The sequence below is a fragment of the Dictyobacter halimunensis genome (assembly GCF_036245075.1).
Window position 1 is genome coordinate 1 of the sequence record NZ_BSRI01000003.1, and the last position, 24,128, is coordinate 24,128.

Annotated in this window: 21 protein-coding genes; 16 read left to right on the plus strand and 5 right to left on the minus strand. The window is 53.0% G+C overall.

Annotated features, from left to right (window positions below; all coding sequences use genetic code 11):
• The 8 genes from AABA21_RS38775 to AABA21_RS38810 all read left to right on the plus strand — a co-directional run.
• The coding region (locus tag AABA21_RS38775) for a hypothetical protein (RefSeq protein ID WP_338258542.1) at positions 1-223 on the plus strand (223 nt) is incomplete at its 5' end.
• Between the two features lie 181 nt (positions 224-404).
• Positions 405-851, plus strand: a complete 447-nt coding sequence (locus tag AABA21_RS38780; RefSeq protein ID WP_338258543.1) for a hypothetical protein — start codon at positions 405-407, stop codon at positions 849-851.
• 18 nt (positions 852-869) lie between these two features.
• Positions 870-1,100, plus strand: coding sequence for a hypothetical protein (locus AABA21_RS38785; RefSeq protein ID WP_338258544.1), 231 nt, complete (start codon positions 870-872; stop codon positions 1,098-1,100).
• Between the two features lie 157 nt (positions 1,101-1,257).
• On the plus strand, positions 1,258-1,914 hold the full coding sequence (locus tag AABA21_RS38790; RefSeq protein WP_338258545.1) for a hypothetical protein: 657 nt from the start codon (positions 1,258-1,260) through the stop codon (positions 1,912-1,914).
• Between the two features lie 687 nt (positions 1,915-2,601).
• A complete protein-coding gene (locus tag AABA21_RS38795) occupies positions 2,602-4,602 on the plus strand; it encodes a hypothetical protein (RefSeq protein WP_338258546.1) in 2,001 nt (666 codons plus the stop codon).
• Between the two features lie 403 nt (positions 4,603-5,005).
• Entirely contained in the window at positions 5,006-5,983 is a 978-nt protein-coding gene (locus tag AABA21_RS38800; protein WP_338258547.1) for a ParA family protein, read from the plus strand.
• Entirely contained in the window at positions 5,980-6,924 is a 945-nt protein-coding gene (locus AABA21_RS38805) for a ParB/RepB/Spo0J family partition protein (protein ID WP_338258548.1), read from the plus strand. The genes AABA21_RS38800 and AABA21_RS38805 overlap by 4 nt, the downstream gene beginning before the upstream one ends.
• A gap of 153 nt (positions 6,925-7,077) precedes the next feature.
• A complete protein-coding gene (locus AABA21_RS38810) occupies positions 7,078-8,310 on the plus strand; it encodes a coiled-coil domain-containing protein (protein WP_338258550.1) in 1,233 nt (410 codons plus the stop codon).
• A 66-nt stretch (positions 8,311-8,376) separates the two neighbouring features.
• On the opposite strand, the gene AABA21_RS38815 is transcribed toward AABA21_RS38810, so the two are convergent.
• From AABA21_RS38815 to AABA21_RS38825, 3 genes are all read right to left on the minus strand, one after another.
• Positions 8,377-8,577: a hypothetical protein gene (locus tag AABA21_RS38815; RefSeq protein ID WP_338258552.1), complete on the minus strand. Its 201-nt coding sequence runs from the start codon at positions 8,575-8,577 to the stop codon at positions 8,377-8,379.
• Entirely contained in the window at positions 8,567-9,256 is a 690-nt protein-coding gene (locus AABA21_RS38820; RefSeq protein ID WP_338258553.1) for a hypothetical protein, read from the minus strand. Before AABA21_RS38820 ends, AABA21_RS38815 begins: the two co-directional genes overlap by 11 nt.
• A 196-nt stretch (positions 9,257-9,452) precedes the next feature.
• The gene (locus AABA21_RS38825; protein WP_338258554.1) at positions 9,453-12,455 is read right to left on the minus strand and encodes a Tn3 family transposase; all 3,003 of its coding nucleotides are present in this window, start codon (positions 12,453-12,455) and stop codon (positions 9,453-9,455) included.
• A gap of 271 nt (positions 12,456-12,726) precedes the next feature.
• Here AABA21_RS38825 and AABA21_RS38830 point away from each other — a divergent pair, with 271 nt between their 5' ends.
• The 8 genes from AABA21_RS38830 (at position 12,727) to AABA21_RS38865 (ending at position 22,948) form a co-directional block, all read left to right on the plus strand.
• Positions 12,727-13,338, plus strand: a complete 612-nt coding sequence (locus AABA21_RS38830; RefSeq protein WP_338258556.1) for a recombinase family protein — start codon at positions 12,727-12,729, stop codon at positions 13,336-13,338.
• A gap of 395 nt (positions 13,339-13,733) precedes the next feature.
• The gene (locus tag AABA21_RS38835; protein WP_338258558.1) at positions 13,734-15,050 is read left to right on the plus strand and encodes a serine hydrolase domain-containing protein; all 1,317 of its coding nucleotides are present in this window, start codon (positions 13,734-13,736) and stop codon (positions 15,048-15,050) included.
• Positions 15,051-15,137: 87 nt separating this feature from the next.
• A complete protein-coding gene (locus AABA21_RS38840) occupies positions 15,138-16,220 on the plus strand; it encodes a phosphotransferase (protein WP_338258560.1) in 1,083 nt (360 codons plus the stop codon).
• 872 nt (positions 16,221-17,092) lie between these two features.
• Positions 17,093-17,863 carry a helix-turn-helix domain-containing protein gene (locus AABA21_RS38845; protein ID WP_338258561.1) on the plus strand — a complete coding sequence of 257 codons (771 nt, stop codon included), beginning with the start codon at positions 17,093-17,095 and terminating at the stop codon, positions 17,861-17,863.
• A gap of 230 nt (positions 17,864-18,093) precedes the next feature.
• Entirely contained in the window at positions 18,094-18,315 is a 222-nt protein-coding gene (locus AABA21_RS38850; RefSeq protein WP_338258563.1) for a transcriptional regulator, read from the plus strand.
• A 478-nt stretch (positions 18,316-18,793) separates the two neighbouring features.
• Positions 18,794-19,687, plus strand: a complete 894-nt coding sequence (locus AABA21_RS38855) for a hypothetical protein (protein ID WP_338258565.1) — start codon at positions 18,794-18,796, stop codon at positions 19,685-19,687.
• Positions 19,688-19,742: 55 nt separating this feature from the next.
• The gene (locus AABA21_RS38860; protein ID WP_338258566.1) at positions 19,743-20,429 is read left to right on the plus strand and encodes a hypothetical protein; all 687 of its coding nucleotides are present in this window, start codon (positions 19,743-19,745) and stop codon (positions 20,427-20,429) included.
• Positions 20,430-20,803: 374 nt separating this feature from the next.
• Positions 20,804-22,948 (plus strand): UvrD-helicase domain-containing protein, encoded by a 2,145-nt coding sequence (locus AABA21_RS38865; RefSeq protein ID WP_338258567.1) that lies wholly within the window; start codon positions 20,804-20,806, stop codon positions 22,946-22,948.
• A gap of 405 nt (positions 22,949-23,353) precedes the next feature.
• Here the strand turns inward: AABA21_RS38865 and AABA21_RS38870 are convergent, their stop codons facing one another.
• Together AABA21_RS38870 and AABA21_RS38875 are read right to left on the minus strand one after the other, a co-directional pair.
• Complete coding sequence (locus AABA21_RS38870) at positions 23,354-23,533, minus strand: hypothetical protein (RefSeq protein ID WP_338258568.1); 180 nt, start codon at positions 23,531-23,533, stop codon at positions 23,354-23,356.
• A gap of 14 nt (positions 23,534-23,547) precedes the next feature.
• Positions 23,548-23,865, minus strand: coding sequence for a hypothetical protein (locus tag AABA21_RS38875; protein ID WP_338258569.1), 318 nt, complete (start codon positions 23,863-23,865; stop codon positions 23,548-23,550).
• Positions 23,866-24,128 lie beyond the last annotated feature (263 nt).

Below are 24,128 nucleotides of genomic sequence, written 5' to 3' on the forward strand. Positions count from 1 at the left end.
CTATACCAAGGAGTATTATCTCTCGCTGGAAAAGGTGGCTGCACGCATGGGGCATTCTTTGCACAGCTATGATGCACCTGCCCGACTCAAGGCCCAGGCCGCCATCGTGGCTGGCATGACTCAGGGCGTTATGGCGGTGAGTAGCCATGATGATACCATTGGCCAGGCTGCTTCGTATTCTTCTGACGATGAACTAGGAGATGCCGAAGAGCACCTATTTTGACCCAGATGACATGGGATTGTCGTTCGGCTCCCGGTTCTTGCTTGGTCATCAGGTGAGAACTAGGCGCGGGCCGATGGGTCTCTGATCGGTTCCGGTGAACAAAAGAAGTTGAACGGTGTCCCTGGCACCATGGGGTGTCAGCCTCGACACCGAACGAAGTGTAGAAGGAGGAATTCATCCTATGAATGCAGTGGCTCCTGTGCCTCTGATTCAGGATCATCGTCGCTACCGCAACTACCAGGTGCACGATGTGTTGCCGGCATCGTGCCTGCTCACCTGTGATGACCACATACGGACGATGACGTTGCTCTGCCCCAACTGTGACGGGTTTGTCTGCATTACAGAGCAGCAAAGCTTTACCGACGTGGAGTATGCTCTGCTGCATTTATTGCTCCAATCCTATCCTGATTATTGCCCTTATGCTGACCTGCTGGCCTGCCAGTCTGGTGAACCGTTGGATCAGTGCCAATGGGTCATGAATCGGGCACTGGATCAGGGTGATATCAAAGAGGTATTGAAGCCTGTACGGTGTCATCTGTCACGCATGCGTGGCAAACTGCGGCCTTTCGGGCTGGATGTGGTCTCAGAATTGACGTGTGGCTATGTGCTCATCGCAGCCCAACACTAACAGAAAGCGAGGAAAACGATGGCAGACGAATTACATCCGCAACAGATGAGTGCCATCACGAAACGGGCGGAGCAGGAAGCTGATCGCGCGATTGAGATTGCGACTCAGCGCCTGAAAGCAGCCGGGATCACGCCAACGGCAGGTATGATCGAAGATATTGTCTTCAATGTGCTGTACCCGGATATTCTGCACCAAGTCAATCAAGACATTGACGCAGGCAAATACGATCGTCCAGAACAACAGCAGTAGAGAGGGAATGGCTCTCTTTCGCCGAGAGAGCCACTACGTTGGGGGCGTCAGATAGCGAAGCAAGCTAGCGCCCTCGAGGAGAGTATAGCATGCAAACACAACTCGTTGTGGAATGCGACACCCCATCAAGGGTCGTTGTACAGGCGGAGGGGCGCAGATGAGTGAGCAGGAGGCCATGCAATCGTTCGCGCAGCGCCCCGGAGATCCGGCGCATCGTGGTGAAACGATTGCTGAAGGGCAGGAGCCCGAAGATTCCGTTCCTGTGTGCGAGAACCCTGGCTGTGGAATGCCGATCACGATCGTCCCCGGCCATCGCCGGCGCAAGTATTGCTCCGATGCCTGCAAGTCCAACGCCTTCCGCCTGCGAGCAGCAGAAGCAGAGCGCCTGGAGCAGGAGCGTCAGAGCCTGGAGGCTGAGGAACAGAGACGGCAGCAGCTGCGCCAGCTGTATGGCGAGGATCTGTTGCCGCAGACCATCGAATTCTTACGAGGGATGGAACGCATCGGCTACAACTCGCTGACGGTGGAGGCCATTGCAGCGACGCTGCGTACGGAGATCAATCGAATCAGCGCAGCCGCTCCTAGCCAACACCAGAACGAGGACGAGCGAGCCGACTTGGCGCAGGCGATGATGGAGCTGGGAGATCCTGACTATCATTCCATCATTGTCGAATATGAAGGCCAGGCGGAGTTTGTAGTCCTGGGTGGTCATGCCTCCTGGCAGGGATTTGCTCAGAAAGCGAGCCGTGCTCATCTGCGGGCTATTTATGACATGTACATTGCCCCGCTGGAGCAGCGGCGCGGCGCCCGGTAATCGTGACCGCCAGGCGCCGCTCGTGAAAAGTAACGATTGCCACCTATGCGATGCAGAGATGTGCAATCGTTCCCACCTGGTCACCACGGCCAAGCGTGACGATTGGTGGGTCCCTTTCTAATCAATGGCAATGATGGCGTGCAGCAATTATTGTTCATGGCAACCGTCACTGGAGCCGGCGCAGCTGGAGGTGACACGATTTGCCCGGCAGCGTTCTTTCCTGACGAGGGGGAATGAGCAATCGTTACGAGGCGATCAGCGGCCATTGCTCACGATTGCTGAAATTCATGAAATGCATGTGGAATGCATGACAATGCGTTTAGAAGGGCAACGAGGCCCAACAGTACCAGATGTGAATGATGAGCCTTATAGACGCTTGACGAGCCTTGGGAGACGCGTTATAGTAGATTTAGCATGTGTGGTGAGATGGGTCGTGTCGTATGTTGTAAAAATTTGTATTTGGGAAAGAAAGGGGCAACTGGGTACTGGAACCAGGACGAAAAAAAGCAACCCCGATAGATTTGGCCGTCTTGAGGGTCGCCTATTTTCGTTGGATCCATATTCAGTTGTCATAAACTACCTATGAAGAGTATACCAAACATATCCAAAAAAAGGCAAGATGTTATGCCCCAAATTGGGACAAGTATCTGTGAAATTGGGGAGAATGTTTCCCAAAAAAGCACACAATTGCTTGACGGAGCAGAGCGTCGTTTTGCGTTGCCTGTTGTTATTCCTATAGTCTTAGAGGCGAAGCATGAAAGCGGCGAGGATGAGGGCGACTCCGCTGATGAGCTGGGCGATGAGGATGAGGTGGAAGATGCTGATGGGGTCAAACACCAGCAGTCCGGCGACGAGAAGCCTCGTGAGGATGAGGCAGAGCCATACAAGTTTGGCTATCCTGAGTTCGAGGGGAAGCAGGGGCGCAATCTGCTCTATAAGATCGTCGAGCAGATTCTGTCGGTGGCGAGCTTTCAGACTTGGCGCAGCTATGTCAGCTATCAACGCGCTGGCAATGACTGCTATGTGGGGTTGGACCGCCTCTACAAAGACATGTCCATCAAGCTGAGTCTGGTTGAGCGTTCGATCCGCTGGCGTTGGCAGCAGATCCGGGAGCAGGGGCTCGTGATTTTTTGCGAAAAGATCGTGGAGGTCGTGCGGCCAGACGGCTCCACCTATCTACAGGTCCGGCATATCAAAGATTTCAGCCCGTTATATGAGCGGGCCTATGCATTTTATCAGTGGATGCGCTCGCCGGCCTATATCCCCCCACGTTACGAGAATGCCGCAGCCATCCGGCAAAACAAGGAGCTGGCCCTGTGGCTGGCCGAGCACTTTGATTGCTATCGCCGTGTCCTCTGCAATCAGAAGCCCGGTCGCAAGCCCCAGCCCAGCCGCCGGGCTGACTGCATTAAAAACCAGCTAGACGCGGCTATTGCCCGTGATACAGTAGAGCGGAAAAACTTTTCCAATACTTTTTCCAATACTTTTGCCGTATATAACGAAAACGAAATCTCAATCAATAATTATCAAGATAAATATACGAACGGTCTCGCAAGCTCGACCGACCTTAAAAATGTTGGGGCTGCTGGCGCAAAGGCTATAGGAAGCACCAATAGCAAACAGAATCTCTCCCGAAACGATGGGGTGACGAATACAGCAGGCGAACAAAGTTCCTCTACCCCAACATCCGAAACATCGAAACAAGAAACAGAAATGCCCGCGGCGGTCGCGTCAATGCCTGTACAGACTGAAAAACTTGTTGAAGTAGAAAAAGCCCCACGCCGCGAGCTGCCGAGCGCCTGGCGCGAGCACATTCAGCAGGCGTCGGCGCGCAGCCCCCAGCGATTTGTGGAACAGGTGGTGCCGGCACTGAAGCTCTGGACCAATGACCAGGCGACCGAGGCCTATCTCCGCAACGCTCTGGTGAGGTTCTTCAAAACGCATGGAGTCTTCGATGTGGAGGCCATACGCCGGGCGATGCTCATGGCGTTGGTGAAGGTCTATGCGATCCCTCCCGAAGAGATCAGAAAACGCAATGCAGCCGATGGGAGTCCCACCTGGATGCCGGCTTTCTGGAAGGCGTTAGAAAAAGCGTTGCCACAGGCCGTGTTTGCTTCTACGGAGCCACAAGAGGAACTCGTTGAAGACAAACATGAGGAATGTGGGGAAGCCACTGCCCCCTCCCATGAGGACGTTATGCAAGAAACACAATTAGATCTGGAGCAGATGACTGCAGAACAGTTGCTAGAGATTGCTCCAGATTACGATATCCAGATTGATCCAGAGGAGCAGGCCAAAATCGAGCAGCATGATGAGAAGCTTACGAATACGTTGCGCGAATGCATCTGGCAGGTCATGGTTGACCAAGAAACGTGGCAGCGGTACCAGGATGAGCTCGTCCTGGCGACAAAGGTACTCAAGCCCCTGATGGAGCCGGTAGTAGCCATCCAGACCGAGCCTTGCCCTGAATGTAGCTCTCCCATCAGTTATCGTGCCGATAACGGCCAGTGTTATTGTGTGGTGTGCGTACCATCCTGGCACTGGTCCAGCAAGCGCAGTGCACAGATTAAGGTGGCGGTGCGGGCCGTACCAAGCATGATGATGATCCAGGCAGGAGTAGAGCAGGATATCCCGCTGCCGGCACAGTGTCAACATCACTGTGCCGAGCCTGATCATGAGCCAGACTAATCGTTGTATTGGGAGGAAGATCGCCTGCATTTATATAGTTATCGCTTCAGAAAATGCTGATTGTGGCAAGTAAAGAGAAATGTATCTGCTATCGAGTGTGCTGTAGATCGTGGAGAGGAAGAAAGGCATTGCCAGATAGGTTTTTGAAACGGTAGAATAAGAGCTATGGAATGTTACTTTTTTGACTTCGCGAAGTCAAAAAAAGCAGTATCCATATTAAAGGACATCATATAGACGTGGGGTATTTTCCACAGATGGTAATTCAATCCCTCAAATGAGCGATAGAAGACATAGGGAAAATTGCGATATTGTAAAGCCATGCCCTGGAAACTGCATTGTTTGACTTCGCGAAGTCAAACAATGCACATTAGCCCCTCCCTGAATGGGAAGAAAGGACTCATATATGCGTGTGATACAAATCAAGTCGAAAAAAGGTGGCGTGGGTAAATCACTCTATGCGCGTGAATTTGCTCAGGCCCTGGCGGCATTAGGTTGCTCGGTATTGCTGATAGATGGGTCGGAACAGGCGAATGATGATATTCTTGAAAACCGGCAACGCCACTTCGACACGACGTTAAAGGAGTGTATCATCAATGGCGTACCATTCAAGAGCGCGGCCAGGCAGGTGCGCAAACGCCTCTGGCTTATTGCTGGGAGCCGGGATCATGAAGATATCAATGATTTTATCCGAAAAGAGCGTTATCCCTACTTGATCAAAGATATGATCGAGGATTTGCGTGCAGCTCTCACTCTGCCCCTCTCATTCGAGCAACGGTTCTCGTGGTGGAACAATGACAAGGTCAATCTTGGTATTTTCCATCTTGAACCCACCACCGACGAAGAATTTGTGGCTCCGCCCCAAAGCATCGATTATGTGATTGTTGATGCTGATGCTAGCACAGAGGACGATATCACGTTTGCTCTGTGGGATGCCATTGATGGAATTCTGGTTCCCTTTGAGCCGACCGAGCTTGACTGGCAATCGTACCACCAGTTGAAAGAGGATCTGCAGAAACGCTATCAGCGGCGCCCGGACCAGCAGCCTCCTATTCTAGGCATTCTGCCCAATAAGGTGCTACACACGTCGAACAATCCGACGCCCCTCGTCTATCTTAAAGCGCTCTATCGCGATGCGGAGGAAGTGGTGTATCAGCCCGTGCACTGGAGCAAGGTTTTTGGTGAATGCCTGAATCAGCATATTGCGAGCCTCGAGCATCCAGCGGTCTCCTCGGATCGGGCCATTCGTGAGCTCTGCGCTATTACGCTTCAGCTGTTAGGCTATGAAGGAGAGGTAGCCGGTTTGAAGTTCTGCGACAAGTGTACTGACGCGCTGAACCAGGCCATGCACGAGCAGCAGGCATATGAGGAGGTGGCAGAATGACGCAGAACCCCCAAAATCCTTACAAGGCTCGTAGAGCTAAGACAGCGGTGCAGGACCCGTCGGTCACCTTGCAAGAGTACGGCATCCACGGGAGCCGGGAGAGCGCGGGTGTGGCGCAGCCGGCCATACGCCGGCTCACTCTCGTCCCTATAGAGCGCATCCGACCAGGTCGCTATCAGAAGCGAGAACATCTCGATGCCCAAACATATGAGCAACTCAAAGGCCAGATACGAGATCTCGGCTTCCAGTTCACGGCTGTCTTGTGCCAGGATCCAGATGATGGGCACTTTTACAACCTCATGATGGGCGGACACATCCGTCTTCAGGCGGCGAAAGAACTAGGCATTATGGAAGTCCAGGCGGTGATCAAGGACTATGATCGCCTGCAACTGGCAAAGGGTACCTATTTTGAGAACAATGGAAGACAGCCGCTGACGTTGATGGAGGAGGGACTGACGTTTCGGCAGTTGCAAGAGGATGAGGGCTGGAGCCAGGAACGTATTGCGGGCGAATTAAAGGTGAGCCGTTCTCATGTCTCCCTGTGTATGCTCGCTGCAGAATCGGCCCCCGATATTCAGGATATGCTCAAGGTAGACCCATCGCGAGGCCAGCGCTGTTTTTATTATCTCCGGCAACTTGATGAGCTGGGGGGCGAGAGGGCAGTAGCATTACGCGCTCCGATCATCCAAAAGTTCCTCGACGGAGAGATTTCGACCGATCAGGTCAAACACCTCGTGGAACAGATTCTCCAGAATGAGAAGAGCGGGAAGAGAGAACCTGTCTCGGTGGAGTCAGCGAAAGGGAAAGAAAAGGCTGTTTCTGTCTTCAAGAGTTTTCAGCGCTATGAAAAAGTGCTCGGAGATCGTGTACCAAGCCAGTCCGAGCGAGAAGAGCTCGAGAAGATCAAGGAGAAGATCGAGGCTATTTTAGCGCGGTCGTAGTCATATTTGTACGAGAAACCTTAGCGGAATTTTGAGGGCTTCGCGTTGTAAATTTCTCCGGCGGGCCTAATAGGCTGAATGTGGTGGCAATCGTGATGACCAGGTGGCCACCGCGAGCCATGACGATTAATACGCAAGTCATGAGGAAGCAATATGAGCAATGAGCAGCGCGCTGCAGCTGAGGAGAAGGTGCGCTATGTGGAAGCCCTGGCCTCAGTGGAGGAGTATCCGGCGGGAGATTACTGGTTGACTCTGACCGATGCAGCCAGGATCACGAAGCGCCAGGACAAGAGCATTCGCGATTGGGTCCAGCAAGGGAAGCTCCCGGTGCGCCCGCTTCAGCTCGGGATCAATAAGCGCACGCGTCAGGTGCGCGCCAGTGATCTGGCCAAACTGACGCCCATTCTCGACCAGACTGCGGCGATCACCAGCGAGGCCGGTCAGATCTACCTGACCAGTATCCCTGGTGAGATGCAGCAGATCCGCACGGATCACCAGCTGCTCCTCGCTGAGGCGGCCCGTCTTCAGCAGGAGATAGAAGAGCAGGGGAAGACATTCCACGAACAACTGGAGGGTTTGGGGCTCCGGCAACATCAGGAGCTCCAAGATCTGACCCAGCGCTGGCACCAGAAGCAGGAGCAGACCCGCACCGAAATCCACGAGACATTCACAGCGCTCGAAGCGCAACTGGCCAAACAGCAGCGCCAGCAGGAGCAGGCTCGTGCTGAGATCCAAGAGGCTGTGACGGCGCTGGAAGAGAAGGTGGCTGACCAACAAGAGCAGCAGGAGCAGGCTGTGGACGCCTTGAACACGACTTGGCAGCGGCGGCTTGACCGCGCCGATGAGCGTGGGCAAGCGGAGATCCAGCGCCTGGATCAGCGGGTAGATGCGCAGCAGCACGAGATCCACCAACTAGCCAGTGACGCGAAGCGTCTGGAGACAGCACTGCACGAGCTGGAGCTGACGCAGCAGCAGGATCGGGCGGCGCTCCGCCAGGAGCTTGCCACGATTGTGAGTGAGCAGGACCGTGCGCGTCAGCAGTCCCATCACGAGCTTCAGCAAGCCATCCAGGCGACCGAGCAGCGGTCCCTGCGTGTCTTGGAAGAGCACCTGGAGCAGATGCGTACAGCCGTCGATCAGCAGCAACAAGCTATGGACCATCGGTTGACGCACCTCGAGCAGGGGGTTGCGCGCCAACAGCGTGAGGAGGAGCAGCTGCTGCAACACCTCAGCAGTGAGCAGGCTGAGCAACGACAGGGACTGGAACGCCTCGAAGAACGATTGAGCGAGCTAGAGCAAGGGCAGCAGCGTATGTTGGAGCGCTTGCAGCAGCAGATCGAGCAACTGGCGCGCCGCCATTCGAAGGAGAAGCGGTCGGATACGTAGTTCTGGGCCGAAAAATAAAAAACAAAAATGTGGATGTTTTTTTAATCCCACATTTTTGTTTTTTATTTACCAGTGATACCAGTGAGCCAGCCCGAGTAGGATTGCCAGCACCAGTACGACAGCGACCAGGACAAAAGAGAGTGTTCTCCAGAACTGGATCGACGAAGGTGGCTCTGGTTTATCTGGGACCAACATGGAGCGGGATGCTTCCTGCGGCAGCGATGATGGAGCCTCCTGCGCTATCGGCTCTGGTGGTTTAGATGTCAAGGCGAAAGGTGTTTCCCGACCTTGGCCACACCTCCCAGCTTTTCTGGTTTTGACGAGCTTCCTCGTAGACATCGGCCCACTTATGAATAGTAAAGAGGCAAGATAGTAGCTCCTCCCCATCTACATCCCGGAGAGATATGCCAAGATGATCTTTGACTCGACTCACAGCTAAATCTCGAAGATGATACCGATTATCTTCTCCTGCGCTTTGACTCACTCTGCGGTGAAGACCACTGTCCCCATCTTTTTTCGCCATCTCATAGTAGGGTAGCTTTTCTCCAGGGAGGAAAGGCTCGCATTTTTCTGCTTCAGTGAAAAACGCAACAAAAGAAGTCTCATAGACCTGTGCGATTTGGTCAATGTCTAAATGCACGGTATTGTGCATGCTTTTCAAGGAATTATTTGCCTGCTGAGTTGCCAAGAGCTCTATTTTCTTTTTATCAAGTAACAGAAGGTGGTTGGGATTACGCTCATATAGAGCAAACTTCAGAGCTTGTTCTGCATCTCGTTGAGCAATTCTTCGAATCGTCGTCTCATCCTGGGAAATGGCTGGGATCTGCTCCGTGTTTGGAAACTGGGCCAAGGTCTCCTTGACAATGCTTGACTCATAGGTTGGGCGGTCAAACTTGGGTGGGTCTTCATCTGTTGGTTGTTGTGGGCCTAATTCATCATCTTGCATAAGAACGAGAAACGCCTTTCCTCGAAATCCGGGGAGGGCGATGGGGGTTACCGAAAAAGACGCATGTAGAGGTAGGGCTAGGATCACTGTAAAAATCGATCACAAAGCAATTTGTTATATTGCTCTCAGATGTGGCCGCGATCAGGGTAGCACTGACGCGATCACATCTGTTCATTTCAGGCGTAGCACGCATGTCTCACGGTTCTTGGACCGACTCGATGGGGGCAGGTTCTGTTGGTGCCTCTAGGGGAAAAGTCAGATCATCGGCAATGAGAGCAGGGACTGCCGAGAGATCAATTTCGTAATTGCCGAAGCGCTTGATATGGCGGGTCTGGTAGGGCGAGAGAGCAGCCAGTTCATCAATCGTCGGGATACACCCTTCCCGTGCCAAGGTATTGAGTGCAGCACTGATTTCTAACGTGTTATCCAGAATAATACAGTTGGTGAGCAGTCCCGTATACTTGACGAGTTTTTCTTGCTCCTCAAAAGCACGTGCATACATGGTTCCGCCTCCAGCGAACCGTACCCAGTCTTCCAGTGCGTTATATTGCTCCACTTTATTCGTGGCCCGGTGAATCACCTCGCGCAATTTCACATCAGAGATGAGCGTGAGCAAGAAGACGGTCCGATGAACACAGCCCAGTGCATGAAATGCCTGATACAGACGATTTTTGTGGCTGGAAGTGGTCAACTTGCGCAGGAGCATGGATGGCAAGACTTTTCCTTCCTGGATCGAGATCGCGACGCGTAGGAGATCTTGCCAGTGGGTCGCGAGGAGATTCCAGTCAATCACGTTGTCGCGGAAGAGCGCATCAATATGCTCGTAGGTCGTCTCTTTAGAAGGACGGTAGAACTTGAGATCCTTCCAATTACGAATACGGGGCAATAATTTGATGCCCAACATGTATGAAAGTCCAAAAACAGGAAGGTTTTGCCCTTGCGTATCGGCATGAACGGTGGTCGGCGAAACATCGGACTGGTTACGGATGAGTCCATCGAGAATATGGACCGCTTCCCACACGCCACAGGCAATGAATTGGGTAAAGAGCATGATATACATATCGCTCACATGATGGTAGGCAATCCCTCCAAAACCGCCATAGCGAATGTGCTGCTCTGCCAGCAGATTTTCCTCTGCCAGCTCATATTGTGTTCCATCAGCCGCAGCGCGTTTCTCATCGCCCCAGTAGTGTGGGAGGGTATAGCGGTTGAAGCAATTAATCACATCGCGCAGCGCCGCATCTAACTTCTCAGTGGTCATATGTCGTCGGTCAATATGCGCAATCTGATCGGCGGAGAGATGGCCTCGCAGATGCCGTGCCATCTGCTGTGGTCCCAAGTTCGTTCCATAGGCGAAGATCGCGAGTGCTTGCCGTTCCCAGGCATCATCCGTTTTTGGCTCATTGCCAGAGAGTGGCCCAAGATGGCGACGAAAGCCGGTCAACTGTTCAATACGAACAATGACATCCAGCAAGTGCCGCTCTGGAATTTGTTCGTGGAGTGCTTCTTCTAATTGGGCAAGTCCATCGGGTGGTCCTTTCGCACGCGTTTTCCTGAGTGAGGGTTCTCCCTTCTCATTGATCAGCAGGGAATGGTTCTCTGGCCTGGTTCGGTCCACTTCGGCGGCCACTTCCGTCAGCCAGGTGCGCAGATGGGAGACAAAGCCTTCTGCCGTTGCAGGAAGGTTCAACTGCTGGCAGTAGGCTGCGACTTTGGGTTCACACTCTTCCCAAGAGAGCAACTGGTCTCGGTAGTCCGCAAATTGTTCTGAACCTGCCACACACAGATCCCCCGATTTCAGCTCTTCCGCCAGATACGAAAAAACACAGGTTTCCAGGTGATGGCGTGCGAACCACGTTTTCCCCTTTCGTCTGACCAAAATGGTTCGTTGCCATTTCTTGCTGGCAAAAGGAAGATCAAACGTTGCTTCTACGTACTGCTTGGGACTCTGCTCGTGAACCAGAATGAACTGCATGGCCTCAACGAGCGTGAGATCTGAAGTGGTTGAACGCAGATCCAACGTCTTGATCACCTGAAAGAGCGCTTTGCGATGACTGCCATAAAATTTTTTGAGGAAGGGCTGATAGCGGTCGCCGTGATGAGCACTGACCTGCTCACATTGTTCTTGGAGCAATGCCTGTCCCCCAGCTCGCTCAAGAATCACACTCACTTGGCTTCCCCGTTCTGCCACATCTTTCGCGTCCGCGCTTGCTTGTACCACGTCCGCCAGGACCTCGACCAGGTGTTCAGTAATGGCTCGTTCCTCTTTTCGTAGCCGTTCCAGTTCTTGCTTGGCCTTCTCGGTGAGTCGTGCGATGCGTTTGAGAAACATCTGAACAATCTCGTCACGCGTGGAGACAGTGGCCTGAAAAATGAGGCACGCCAAGAGAGTGAAGCGTTTGGCCTCGGAGAAGTCCAGCAGGTCTGATGGGTACAAGCTCCCCGCCTCTTGTGCCAGGTGCGTAATTTTTGCAGGGCGTACACCTTCGAGCAGAGGGTGCATATTGCCCAACGATTGTAGCCAGAGCAGACGACTTAACCATTCGTCCAGATGCGTCAGCGTCGCACTCTTGGGCGCTTCTTTAATGCGGTCGAAGACAGTAAAGGGAGACGTTCCATCTCCTTCGAGCAGGCGCGAGAAGGTCTGTTGCTGCTCGGTGCTAGAGCGGGCCAGGACACGCTGGTAAATGCCTGTATTGACGAGGCGGCGAATGCGCCAAGCCATACGGTCCAAGGTGCTGAACGCAGGAAGCTCGTAATGTTCTATGAGGAGTGTCTGTGTGGCTGCGTTGATCAAGTCAGCAGGACTTTCCATCACCTGAGCGGCCTGGTGCATGGCACGGGCGGCACTATGGCGCAGTTCCTTTCCCTGGCTTTTGACTTCCAGATGCGTCCGAATCGCAGCATAGTACCGATAGAGCGTGGCCGAAGCGATATCGGGCACGAGATCGGGTGGATACTCCATCACGGAGCGGATATGATTGATGACGGCTCCGGGGATTGTCTGGAGATCAGGGAAATACTGTAAGCGTTGATAGACCTTGAGTAAGATCATCAAGGCAAATTTCTGGGCGGGTCCACGTGCATGGGTCGCCACGAAGGCGACATCTGTTGGTGTCGGCGTGAAGATGGTGCGTAGTTCCTTCACCGAAGGGGCACGGGTAAAACGAAGATACGCCGTTCGTGAAATATCGGTCATGGAGGATTCCTTCCTGCCCACACAGATTCCTCTGCCGCGAACAGAGGCGTGGGCCGATGCATCTATCCTAAAGGGAGAAGCGAGGCGAGTGCAATGGAGTGGGTGCATTAGTAGGAGAAACGTCACCAAGGAGCCGAGATTGGTCATGCGTTGTCTATGCTATAACGGTCGTTATCACACATATAATCTGGACCGTGTTATACTCTTTATTACCTCTACAAGTTGTATGTGTCTTGTGGGAGCAAACTGGTTAAAAGGAAACAGTCCAAAGATGAGCAAAATCATTGCCTACCTGAGAACCTCGACGGACAAACAGGATCTCAACAATCAGAAATTGGAGATCTTGGAATGGACCAGGAAACAAGATCTGAAAATTGACGAGTTTGTTGAGATCACCATATCTTCGCGCAAAACCAGCAAGCAACGGCGGATCGAAGAGATCCTTCACATGTTAGCCAGCTCCGATATGCTCATTGTCACCGAGCTTTCACGATTGGGTCGCAGTACGGCCGAAGTTATCGCCCTCGTCAATGAGTTGGTTGCCCGGAACATTCGGGTCATCATTCTCAAACAGAACCTGGATATTTCTCAGCACGATATGCATTCGAAAGTGATCATTACCCTCTTTTCGCTTTTTGCGGAATTGGAGCGTGATCTCATTAGTCTACGGACAAAAGAATCTCTCGCAGCAAAAAAGAGGCAGGGCCAAACGCTCGGCAAGCCAAAAGGCACTCTTCAAAAAAGCAAGTTTGATGCTGATCAGGAGCGGATCAAGGATCTCCTCAAGCTGGGACTCTCGGTGCGCAAGATCGCCACACTCCTTGGATACAAGAACCACCTCGCTCTCAATACCTACATCAACAGGCGCAAGCTTCGTGAGTGACGCTAGAGTTTCAATTTGATCGGCTCTATAGGCTAGGTGATAGAAGCAGCTCCTTAGCGGACAGTGCGAGAGCGACACGCTTATTAGCAGGCTTTAGCAAAATCTGCATTCGAGAAACCGCCAAAGTGGGACTAGAGAACTGGTCGAGAAACAAAAAAAGTATTGATCAGCTCTGTCGTTAAAGGAGGGAGAAATGGGAGAACAAGGCTTCTGATTATATTATACACCATTGTGCCTAGAAATAAACCGTGCAAAAGGCCAATGTGCGCGTCAGTCTTTTCCACTATACTCACCTGCGTGATATCCTCAAACGCGCTTGTCTCGTCTCTGGGGATTGTATGCTCTTTATTGGATTAGGTTGTTGTTGACAATTACGCAGAGGAAAAGAGGAACGAATGATCAGCACTGAGATTGACGCGCTTCTCCATGCTCAGATTGGCTCACATGAACCAGGAGTCGCAGTCGCTCTTCTCAAAGAGGACCACATTGTTCACTGCCAGGGATACGGGCTGGCCAACCTGGAATGGGAACAACCTGTGACCCCCCACACGGTCTTTGGCCTTGGATCGTTCACCAAGCCCTTTACAGCAACAGCAATCATGCTTCTAGAGAAGCAGGAAAAACTCCGTCTTGACCATCCGATCCAGCAGTACCTCCCTGATTACCCGATCTCCCAACATACGGTGACACTCAGGCATCTTCTGACACATACCTCTGGTATTCCCAACTTTGTCACCCAGCCGGAGTTTTGGGGCAAGCATGCACATACCAAGAACTCTGTTGATGAGGTCATTACCCTTTTCAAAGATCTTCCTTTCGACTTTGTGCCGGGCACCAAGTATAGCTACAGCAATTCAGGCTATGTACTGCTTGGTCGCATCCTGGAGCAACTGTTAGGGATGAGCTATGCAGAGGTGATGCGACAGCTCATCTTCGCGCCGTTGGGCATGACCCATTCATCTTATCTGAGTCCGGAGCCTATTCTTCCGTTTCGTGCGAGCGGCTATACCCACACCGCACAGGGGTATCAACACGCCCGTTTTCTCACCGCAGCGGCGAAGCATGCCGCAGGAGGATTAGGATCAACCTTGGAAGATCTGCTCCTGTGGGATGCTGCGCTTCGTGAGGAGCGTTTGCTCGACCGTCAGACCCAGAATCGGATGTATACTCCCGTCCAACTGGCAACTGGAGAGACAGAGAACTATGGTCTTGGGTGGGGAATCGGGCAGTACCGTCACCACCCCTTTATTTGCCATGCAGGAGGCGTCCCAGGCTTCTCCAGCTTTTTTGGGCACTTCCTTGAAGATGGCGTCACCATCATCATTCTCTCGAATCGAGGGAGTTTTGACGCCAGCAGACTGGCCCGGCGGATCGGCCAGCTCGTGCTCGACCTTCCCTCACCTCTTCATCAGCCAGTTTCATACAACCCAGAGATGAAGAGAAGCGTGATCGGAACCTACCGCAGTGTGTATGGAACAGTGGACATAAAAGAGGAAGAGGGGACACTCTATCTTAAGGGATGGTCCACATATGCGCTGGTGCCTCTGAGCAAGACAAGCTTTTACCGAGCTGATGATGAGGATATCGAGGTCCATTTTGAAAAACCGGATGAGCAAGGAAACGCAACCCGTCTACGAGTGATCCAGCCGTTCTTCTGGTTCACAGCAGAGAGAGGAGCAGGCGAGAGCGCCGATCTGAAAGGAAGAGATTGACACCACAAGCAGCCATAATTATCATATTTACACTGATGCACCGTAAACCGGTCCCGTCGCACACAAAAGAGAAAGGCAGTCAGAATCATGGATGAGATGACATTCTTTACCACGTTGCTTCAAGAATACGACGACCTGGAGGCCATCACCCAGCATCAGCCTTCTGAATCCTCGGCTTCGGAGGGATGTCTGGTGTATCACCTTCGGCACGAAGATGGAACAACTTGGGTGGCCCGAGCCTACCAGCGCGATCGTCTTCTGCCCGATTGGTTTCGCTTTTTTTATCCCTGGGCAACGCCTGATACTGCCGAGTGGGTATGGACGCGGGCGGCGACCCTCCTTTGCCTCGAATTGCAGAACTATCCGGCACCGCGAGTGCTTCGGACTCGTGCTGGAGCACTGCTGAGCCAAACGCCAGAGTGGTGTATGATCATCACGACCTTTATCCAAGGCGCGGTGCTTCAGCCGACGTTGGGACAACTGCAACTGCTGGGGAGAAACTTGGGATCTTTGCATGCCCTCAGCCCTAGCAAACTCTCATCCAACACGCTTTCTCCAGGAAAATCCTATTGGGATGCAGAGTATGCGTTTTCCACAGTTCAGGCCCACCTCGCCTCCGTTGAACCCCGACTCCCAGCGGAGTGGAGGTCCCTCCACTCCGAGTTCACCCAAACCCTTCAGCGCCTTGCACAGTGTCCTTTTCTCCCTCGGACAGTGATTCACGGCGATGCTTGGGCAGCCAATGCGGTGCAAATTTCAACAGACCAGGCAATCTTGATTGATTGGGACACCAGTGGATGGGGGCCTGCTATTCTTGATCTGGGGCGGCTGTTGCTCGAATGCCATCTGGATAGCGATCTTCCTCCTCATGACCCTCTGGCCTGGCATATTCAGCCAGACGTGCACCGTATTGCTGCCGTCGTGGATGGATATGCCCAACAGCGAAGACCCACTGCTGCTGAATTGGATCTCTTACTCGATGCACTTCGTTTTGGCATCGCCTTTATCGGAACTCTCCACTTTACTCAGGCATTACAAGACGGAACGCACTCGCCAGAGTGGATGCGCGGAATGCAGCGACGCCTAGCACGACTTCAGAATCGGTGGAAAGTCAGTTCGGAAATTGCTTCTCTTGCCCGCCAACGATTTGTAAATGTGGGAATTCGGTGAGCGAAAATTGGATAATTCGGCGAGTGATGATGGCTTCTCTTACTCCTTGCCCATGCTTCTCGAATGGTCTCACAAGCCAAGGGAATAACCTTGCTTTCTGAATAGGTAGTCACTATATTCGCTCACGTAATTATCGTATTTTCCACTCACCGAATTCCCACATTTACAATTAGGCTCTTGCGTATGAATGGAACGGGTCTCACTGCTCTATTCATACCAAGAACCTCCATCAAGAACATTCCACGAGCAGGTCCAGTGCTAGATCCATCTCCACTCTCACAAAAATAGAGATAGAAGAAATATAACAAATTGCTTTGTGATCGATTTTTACAGTGATCCTAGCCCTACCTCATGTATGGCAGGAAGGGCTCGTTGCCAGTTTTTGCGCTTTTTCAAATAATGCCGTAACCAGGCGCCTGCCCCGTGTCTTCCGTATCGATGCTTCATACAATCACACAATGAATAAAAACGAGCTACAGGCACATGAGTTGATATATATAAGTATATCGGCATAGTAGGAGAAGTCAACGAACAGACGTTCTTTTTGCGTATTTGGGCCCACCTGTTTTCCTCTCCATGTGTCCCGCTCAGGCGTTTCCATCGGACGCAGGCAATCGTTCGCACAGCGCTCTGGAGATCCGGTTGGTTTCGGTGTTACGATTGCTGGGCCAATCGTGATGCGCTGCAGCTGTGGCCTAGTCGTGACGATTGATGCAGGGGTACCACGAGTGTTGACCGATGAGGTTCATTGACGACATGGACGATGGTCGCGTTGCTTGTGTGTTTCGGCCTGTGGATGCCCTACCTCTTTTGGCTAGCGATCTGGACAGGGCGTCCAGACAACGCTACGGTGAGAGGAAAAGGAGGCCCATATGCAGTACATCACGATCACCGAGGCTGCTCGACGATGTGGGGTGGCCACGAAAACGATCCAGCGCGCGATCCGCGACGGTAAGCTGAAAGCAGCCTATCCGCACAAGAACCGGGCGAGGATCACTATGGATGATCTGGAAACCTATCGCTCGTCGCTGCCTGGACAGCATGTCCAGACACAGACAGCACTGGAAGAACGCGTTGCTAACCTGGAAAAACAGCTCCAAGTATTGCTGGCACACCCACCGAACAGAGCTCCTGTGATTCATATACCGGATGGCTCCGTGAAACTGGCCGACTTTGAACGGTTGCACAACGTCGCCAGAGCAGGTGTGCAGGCGACAATCAAGGACAAACAATTTCATCCGGGGAAAATGCATGACGGGACAGAAATTCTTGACGCAGCAGGACAGGCTCTGTTCTGGCAACTATTCCATGATGAGTATCGGTGGCGCTCCTGTGCTGATTGCCCACATGGCGGGGCAAAAACGCTCACCGTCACGTTGTGGCTGGTCATCTATGGCAATAACAAGTACATCCGTGGGAAGAGGAAAGTGCTGGATCTCATTGAGCGGGATCTCCAGCCGTATCGCATGGAAAAAGGGGCGAGAGATCCGGAATATCTCCTCACGCTGATCTACCAGGATGACGACGAGCTCGAAAACATTATCGACGAGATCTCCAGGGAGATCGGAAATACCGCCGATACTTACAACTTCCAGGTAGAGATGGACTTCACGGCGTCAGATGGTTCTGGCCGGAGCTGGTAGCAAGAGATCCGCTGCTAGGTGAGCCACGTGGAGTGAGAGGGATGCAGACCAATCGTGTTGCACTGTAGTTGAGGCCTGGTTATGACGATTGCTCGAGGGAGCGCCACGTATGTTGCACGGCTGAGAGGAAAGCGGGTACGATACGATCGGACGGTATTTGGTTGCTGCTGGCGGGCGTCCCGTTTCCGCGGCGGAGCCATGGTGAGATCAAGAAAGGCAACAAGAGCACGATGCGATTAATCAAGCGAGAGGATGGTGCATGGACAGCGCATTTTACAATTTTGTGGGAGGTGACGTATCTGGCGGAAGCGGGAGAGCGGTGGGTGCCGTTTGCCCGCCCGCACACCGATCATCCACTTGGGGAGATCCACGCGCACACGCATGCGATCCGACTGTATCCGGGAGCGACGCTCTCGGCGCGCCAGGTAGTCACGCTCCTGCCAGAGGGGTGATGCAGCCCAGCAATCGTTTCGGTTGGCCGAGCTGACCAGGTGGGAACGATTGCCTCTGCTGGCGAGCTAGAAGCACGGACCTCCGCCGCGCTAGCCGCATATAGGGAGTCTCTGGGAGCGCGTGAGGGGAAGGAAGCATACGGCTGAAAGTTGTGAGCAATTTATAATAACAAAAGCACAACCTAAATGTTGAGTTTAGAGTTGTGAGCAATTTACTATATTCTTATCACAATCTTATTCATACATACGTACAACATGACGATAATAAGATAGTATGATATTAATTCCGGTAGCTACTATAACTACCGGAATTTGATTATGATCAATAAATTATATTTTGCTCACAACCCAAAGCTGGGCTATATGGGAGCGTGGGGCGTGGTGTGCTGCGCTCTACTTGCTGGGGTTTGGGCCGTCGGGTATACTGATGATTATTGTGTATGTTCTATAATATTCTGATCACAACTCGGAGGAAACCATGGCACGACGTCGCAAGTGGCATGATCCACAGGCGCCACGCAAAGTTGCCCGCAGTGATCCCCGTCGCCGCCAGCACTGGCAGCCCGGCGATCCGCATGAGTTAGATGTGATGATCGACGAGGCGGAGGCGCTCTATCAGAAACTGCCGCCGCTGGTTGAGCAGATGCAGCAGGTTGCCAGGCGTGCCACCGTCTTGATGGGGACGTGGGAGGACCTGGTAGCCAAAGAGGAGGAGGCGCAGCGCGTCTTTGGCGAGCGCTTTGGGCGTGTCAAGCATGCTGAGCACCTGCAGGCCACACTGGCCGTCTTGCGCCGGCGACGACTGGTGACCCGACTGCAGGCGCTCCAGGAAGTCCTGCAGCTGGTGGCCTGGCTGGAGCTGGACATTTTCCGTGATGACTTTATGCATGATCTCTATGCCAGTCTGGATGAGCGCCAACAGATGACGCTCGTCAGTGACGTGAAGCGCGCTCGCCAAGACCTGTCTGACGGGGAAGAGCGCCTGAGCCGCATTCGTCAGCTGCTCACGACGGGCAATGGCTACTTTGAAACCTTTTCGATTCGCAAACGGGCATTGTCCTCGGCTATGATGGCGCTGCTCGATGCGGTCCACCTGCACAAGGAAGGGCAGCCCATCCCTGAAGAGCTGATCGTCACCACGCCGGAACAGGTGCAAGAGGCGCTCCGTGGGGTGCGGCCAGGCAATCCCCTGCCACAGGAGGTGCAAGAGGTGGTGCAGTTGGCCTACTGGGGTCCCTATGTCAAGTACCGCTGGCGTGAGGATTCCAAAGGGCCATTGTATACGGTGGCGCTGGGCAAGATCAGCCAAGAGCCAGCAGGGCCAGATGATAATCCTGACCTGCTCGAGAGCGATAACCCGGAAGAATTATGATTCTATCCGGGTGAAATAGAACAGTTGGTTCAAGGTATTATGAGGAGGTGGTCTCTTGTCCGATAAAGGTCAACTGAATGCGCCAGTACGGCCTGATTTCTCTTCTCCGCGTCGATCCTTTTTTTATGTGGTGAGGAGATTACCTTTTCCGCTGCTGCGGCAACTGAGAGGAAAGACAACGCCTGAAGACGATGAGGCATTTATTCAGATTTTGAAAGATCTGGGAGCATCTGATGAAACTATTCCAAAAATACAAGCAATCATTCAAGATGGGCGCACTGTTGGTCACAACCGAAAGGAAAGTTATAGAAGTGATGTGATTTATGTTGGTGGTATTGCTGTTCTCGATCTTGTTCTCTTACAAGTTCTTACATCGGTAGGGCGACCTCAAGATATATTCTTATATGTATCTTGGTTAGCTTTTGCGTTCTCGCTGCCTTGCGCTGCTGGATTTCTCTATATTACGCGATTACAGAATAACGATGACAGCTATGGATATAGCCCAGTTCACGAAAAACTTGCTTTTGTGTCTATCATTGCAGGTGGATTATCTGCTGTCATGGTGGCTGCTCACTTTTGGCTTATCGCGGGAATTGTGTTGTTTGTGGTATCCGTACTTGTACTTTGTGTTTGTTTATTATTTCATCTGCTCATCAGTAAAGAATTTACAAAAGTCTTAAGTCACATATACAATTTATTACAGCAGGATAGGGGGCGTGCTACCCCGGACAATGGTGTTTGATGAGGCGGCCCGTAGGCACCGGGCGCTAAAACCGGCGCACTTGACGCTGGAGGGTGAGCGCTGCGCGCCGAAGCGAGGTCGATTGGTATACTGATGAGCGTGTCTACCAACCCGACCTCGCTTCGCTCTGGCGAGTCTACCCTCCGCGTCAAGCGTGCGCTTCGCCGCCGGTTTCTTCACGCGCCCGGCGCCATGCTGTTGCGGGCTCGTCTGCCAGCGTGTGATGCCTCACTCGGTCTCCTGGTGCCTGATGAGCGCGCTGCGTGTAGCAGCCGCATTCCCTTGTTGCCATCCCGTGTATGGGGTACCCCTTGACAATTTCACCCGGATGAAATTATAGTTATGGCAAGATGAAAATGGAGGAGAGATAGGCTATGGCTGTATTTCAACCGAGCAGATATCAGCAGGCGATCTTTGACTACCTACAGCGTGAAGCAGGGCACTTGCTGGTAAAGGCGTCTGCGGGATCAGGCAAATCCACGACCCTGCTGGAGGCACTGGAGCTCTATGCCAGTGGAGATCTGCTGCCCCCTGGGAGCAGCATGCTGGTGACGGCCTTCAATACCTCGGTGGTCGAGGAGTTTGGCAAGAAGATCCGCACGCGTCGCCTCCGACAGCGTCTGGGTCAGGTAGGGATCACCCTGGAGTGCTGCACGATTAACTCGTTGGGCTACCGTTGTTTGGCGACCAAGAATCTGGATCGTAAGGGCGACAAATATACGCTGCTGTGTCAGGAGTACTACGAGACCACCCGCCTCAAGCAGACGCTACTCAATCAGCGTCAACTGCGTAAGCTGGTCCAGTTTGTGCGCCGGACGCTGACGCCTGCCGATGACGAGCGGCTGCTCCGGCAGCTCATCAAACATTATCCCGAGATCGGTTTTGATCCCGATGATCCAGACGTGCGCTGGCATCGCATGCTGCCAGGGGTGTCCTCTGTGCTCAAGCGGAGCCAGGAGGTGTATCGCAATACGGGCCTGGTGGATTTCGTGGATCAGGTGTGGCTCCCGGCTATCATTGATCCCGCACACCTGCCGGCGGAGCTGCCGACTTTTGATCTGCTGCTGGTGGATGAGGCGCAGGATCTCAATCGGGCGCAGTTAGAGCTGCTCTTGCGCTGCTGTAAGCGCCGCGGTGGCCGCCTGTTTTTCGTCGGGGATGAGCACCAGGCCATGTATGGTTTCAATGGCGCGGATACCGAGAGTATCGCGACGATCCTGGCGCGCACGCACGCGCAGGTGTTGCCCCTGTGGATCTGTTATCGCTGTCCCGCGTCCCATCTGGAGGTGGCGCGTCAACTGGTCCCGGAGATCGAGCCCGCCCCGTGGGCTAAACCGGGCACCCTCAAGGTTATCGCCACCGATCGCTTTCTGACGCAGGCGCAACCCGGCGATCTGGTGCTCTGCCGCACCAATGCACCACTGGTGACGGCTTGCCTGGCGCTGCTGCGTCAGGGGACACCGGCCAAGGTCTTGGGCCGCGATATCGCTGGCTTTCTGCTGGAGATCGTGCAGCAGGTGACGCAGGATGTTCCGAAGGCCTTCAGGCAACTTGCCACATTGCTGGAGACATACCGCACTGACCAGTTGCGCATCCTGGCTGATATCCCCGACTCCCAACTTCAGGTGGCCAGTGTCAATGACAACGTGGAGACGTTGCTGGCCCTCTACCGGTCCTATCTGGACAATCAGGAGCAGGGCACGCTGGAGGGCTACGAGAACTACGTGAAGGGCTTTTTCGTCGAGCAGGCCCAGGGCTGCGTGCTGTTCTCTACGGTCCACAAGGCCAAGGGTTCGGAATATGAGACGGTGTATCTCATCGAAACGCAGTTGATGCCCCATCCGGCCGCGAAGCTGCCCTGGCAGCAGCAACAGGAGTGCAACATTGAATATGTAGCTCTCACGCGGGCGAAGCAGGCGCTCTACCTGGTTGGTGGCGTGATGGAAAATATTGCTGTGCCTGGCCAGCAGCAGGGGCGATTTACGATGGTCTCCTCGCCGGTGACAGCCTGGTATGGGATGGTAGACCCTGAGACAGGTGAAATTCTAGAGTCGGAACCTGTTCAGGAGGATGAGGCGGAGATCCGTGGGCCGGAGGCCAGGCCTGCCCCTTCGCACTCGCCAGTGGCACGCCCTGATCAGGCAGTGCCTGCGGATCGTCCTCACGTGCTGACTTCACCATCCAAGCAGAAACGCGTGGGTCGGCCGCGCAAAGGGGGAGAAGGAGCGGCGTTGCGCCATAGCCTAGAGATTACCCTTGATGAGCAGGTCTTCCAGCAACTCGCGGCCCACACGAGCAACCGTAGTGGTTACATTGAACAGCTCATTCGCCAGGATCTGGCCGGTGATCAGCCCGATCCGGAGGTGCAGCGCCGCTTGCAGGAGCGTTGCGATCGCTTGCCCGAGGCGGTGGCGCGTCAGATCCAGCAGTTGCGTGCGGTCTATGGGGTGCGCGCTGCCTATGAGGCTAGTGAAGCCCTGGTGCTCTACCTTGACCCGCAACGCAAGCTTTTTCCCTAATGGTGTTCGCTGATCTATCAACACTCATGACACCTGCTGCTGACAAATCTGCCGAGCGTCGGTGTCATGAGTGCGTTTCCGTGAGAGGGGACCAATTGTGAGCACCTGATCAACTCTGCTGGTGGTAACGATTGCTTGATGAGTGAGGCTTTTTATATACCGCAGATGGTTCTTGGTTGATAGAACGATACGCGCTAATCTGGTACAATAGGCCAGCAAATGAGTTGGAATGCATTTGCAACCAGTATAAGTGGCGCCAGGTACTTCCATTCCCTGGCGCCACTTATTGCGTGTTTTCCTCATTGTTTTGTCCATTGGACGAGGTTAAGCAGTGGAAACCATGGTCATCAGATAAGTGTAGGAATAGCGAGAGAGGTGGTTCATCATTGCTCACTCTCTCAATTGCTAACCAAAGTAACGGGTGAAGTCAAAGGCGAGCTTGAGTACTTCAGCGGGTTTATTCTCTTTGCTGGGATCATCGATGATGGTTTGAACATCACCAGCAATGATGACTAGATGTGCCACAAAGAGCAGGAGTGTGATGAGACCAACTACGCTGACATCGTTGTTTTTTGTTTTTGCCATATATAGTTCCTTCATTAGTGAATGATCGCGCGAAATGATATACCATCCAAACCAGCATCTTGTTGAAACTCGCCCACGAATGTCTGCGCTATCTGTTGAGCCTGCCGTGCCTTCACGTGGACTTCACGCTCTGCCAGCGGCAAGGCGCGATGCACTGTCGCAGCCGTCAAATTACTCATGAGCAAAATTGGATCTGGATTGTTTTGGTGTTTCTTGAATACATCAAGTAATGGTGTATAGGCCATAAACTCAGCGCTTTCAGGCTCGGCTTGAAGCACTGCTTGTTCACAGCGAGCTTGATACGTACGAATTACCTCTTTAATCTTTGCCATTTATTATCCCTTCATAAAAGATAAGTTACCTCATTTGTATTTGAACAAGTGTACCATATATTGTTTCGGTTGTCTAGACAAGAAGGCTGAAAAAAGATACAAGTTGGGAAAAGAGCGATGAAGCGAATAGAGTGTTTGGCATTTCTAAGGAGGTATTGTCAGGTGATGCTTGTTACTTTGCAGATGGTGACAATTGACGGAACACAGCGCTCTCGAAAAACAAAGAAGAACGCCTGGGCCTCGGTTTTTTTCCAGGCGTTTTT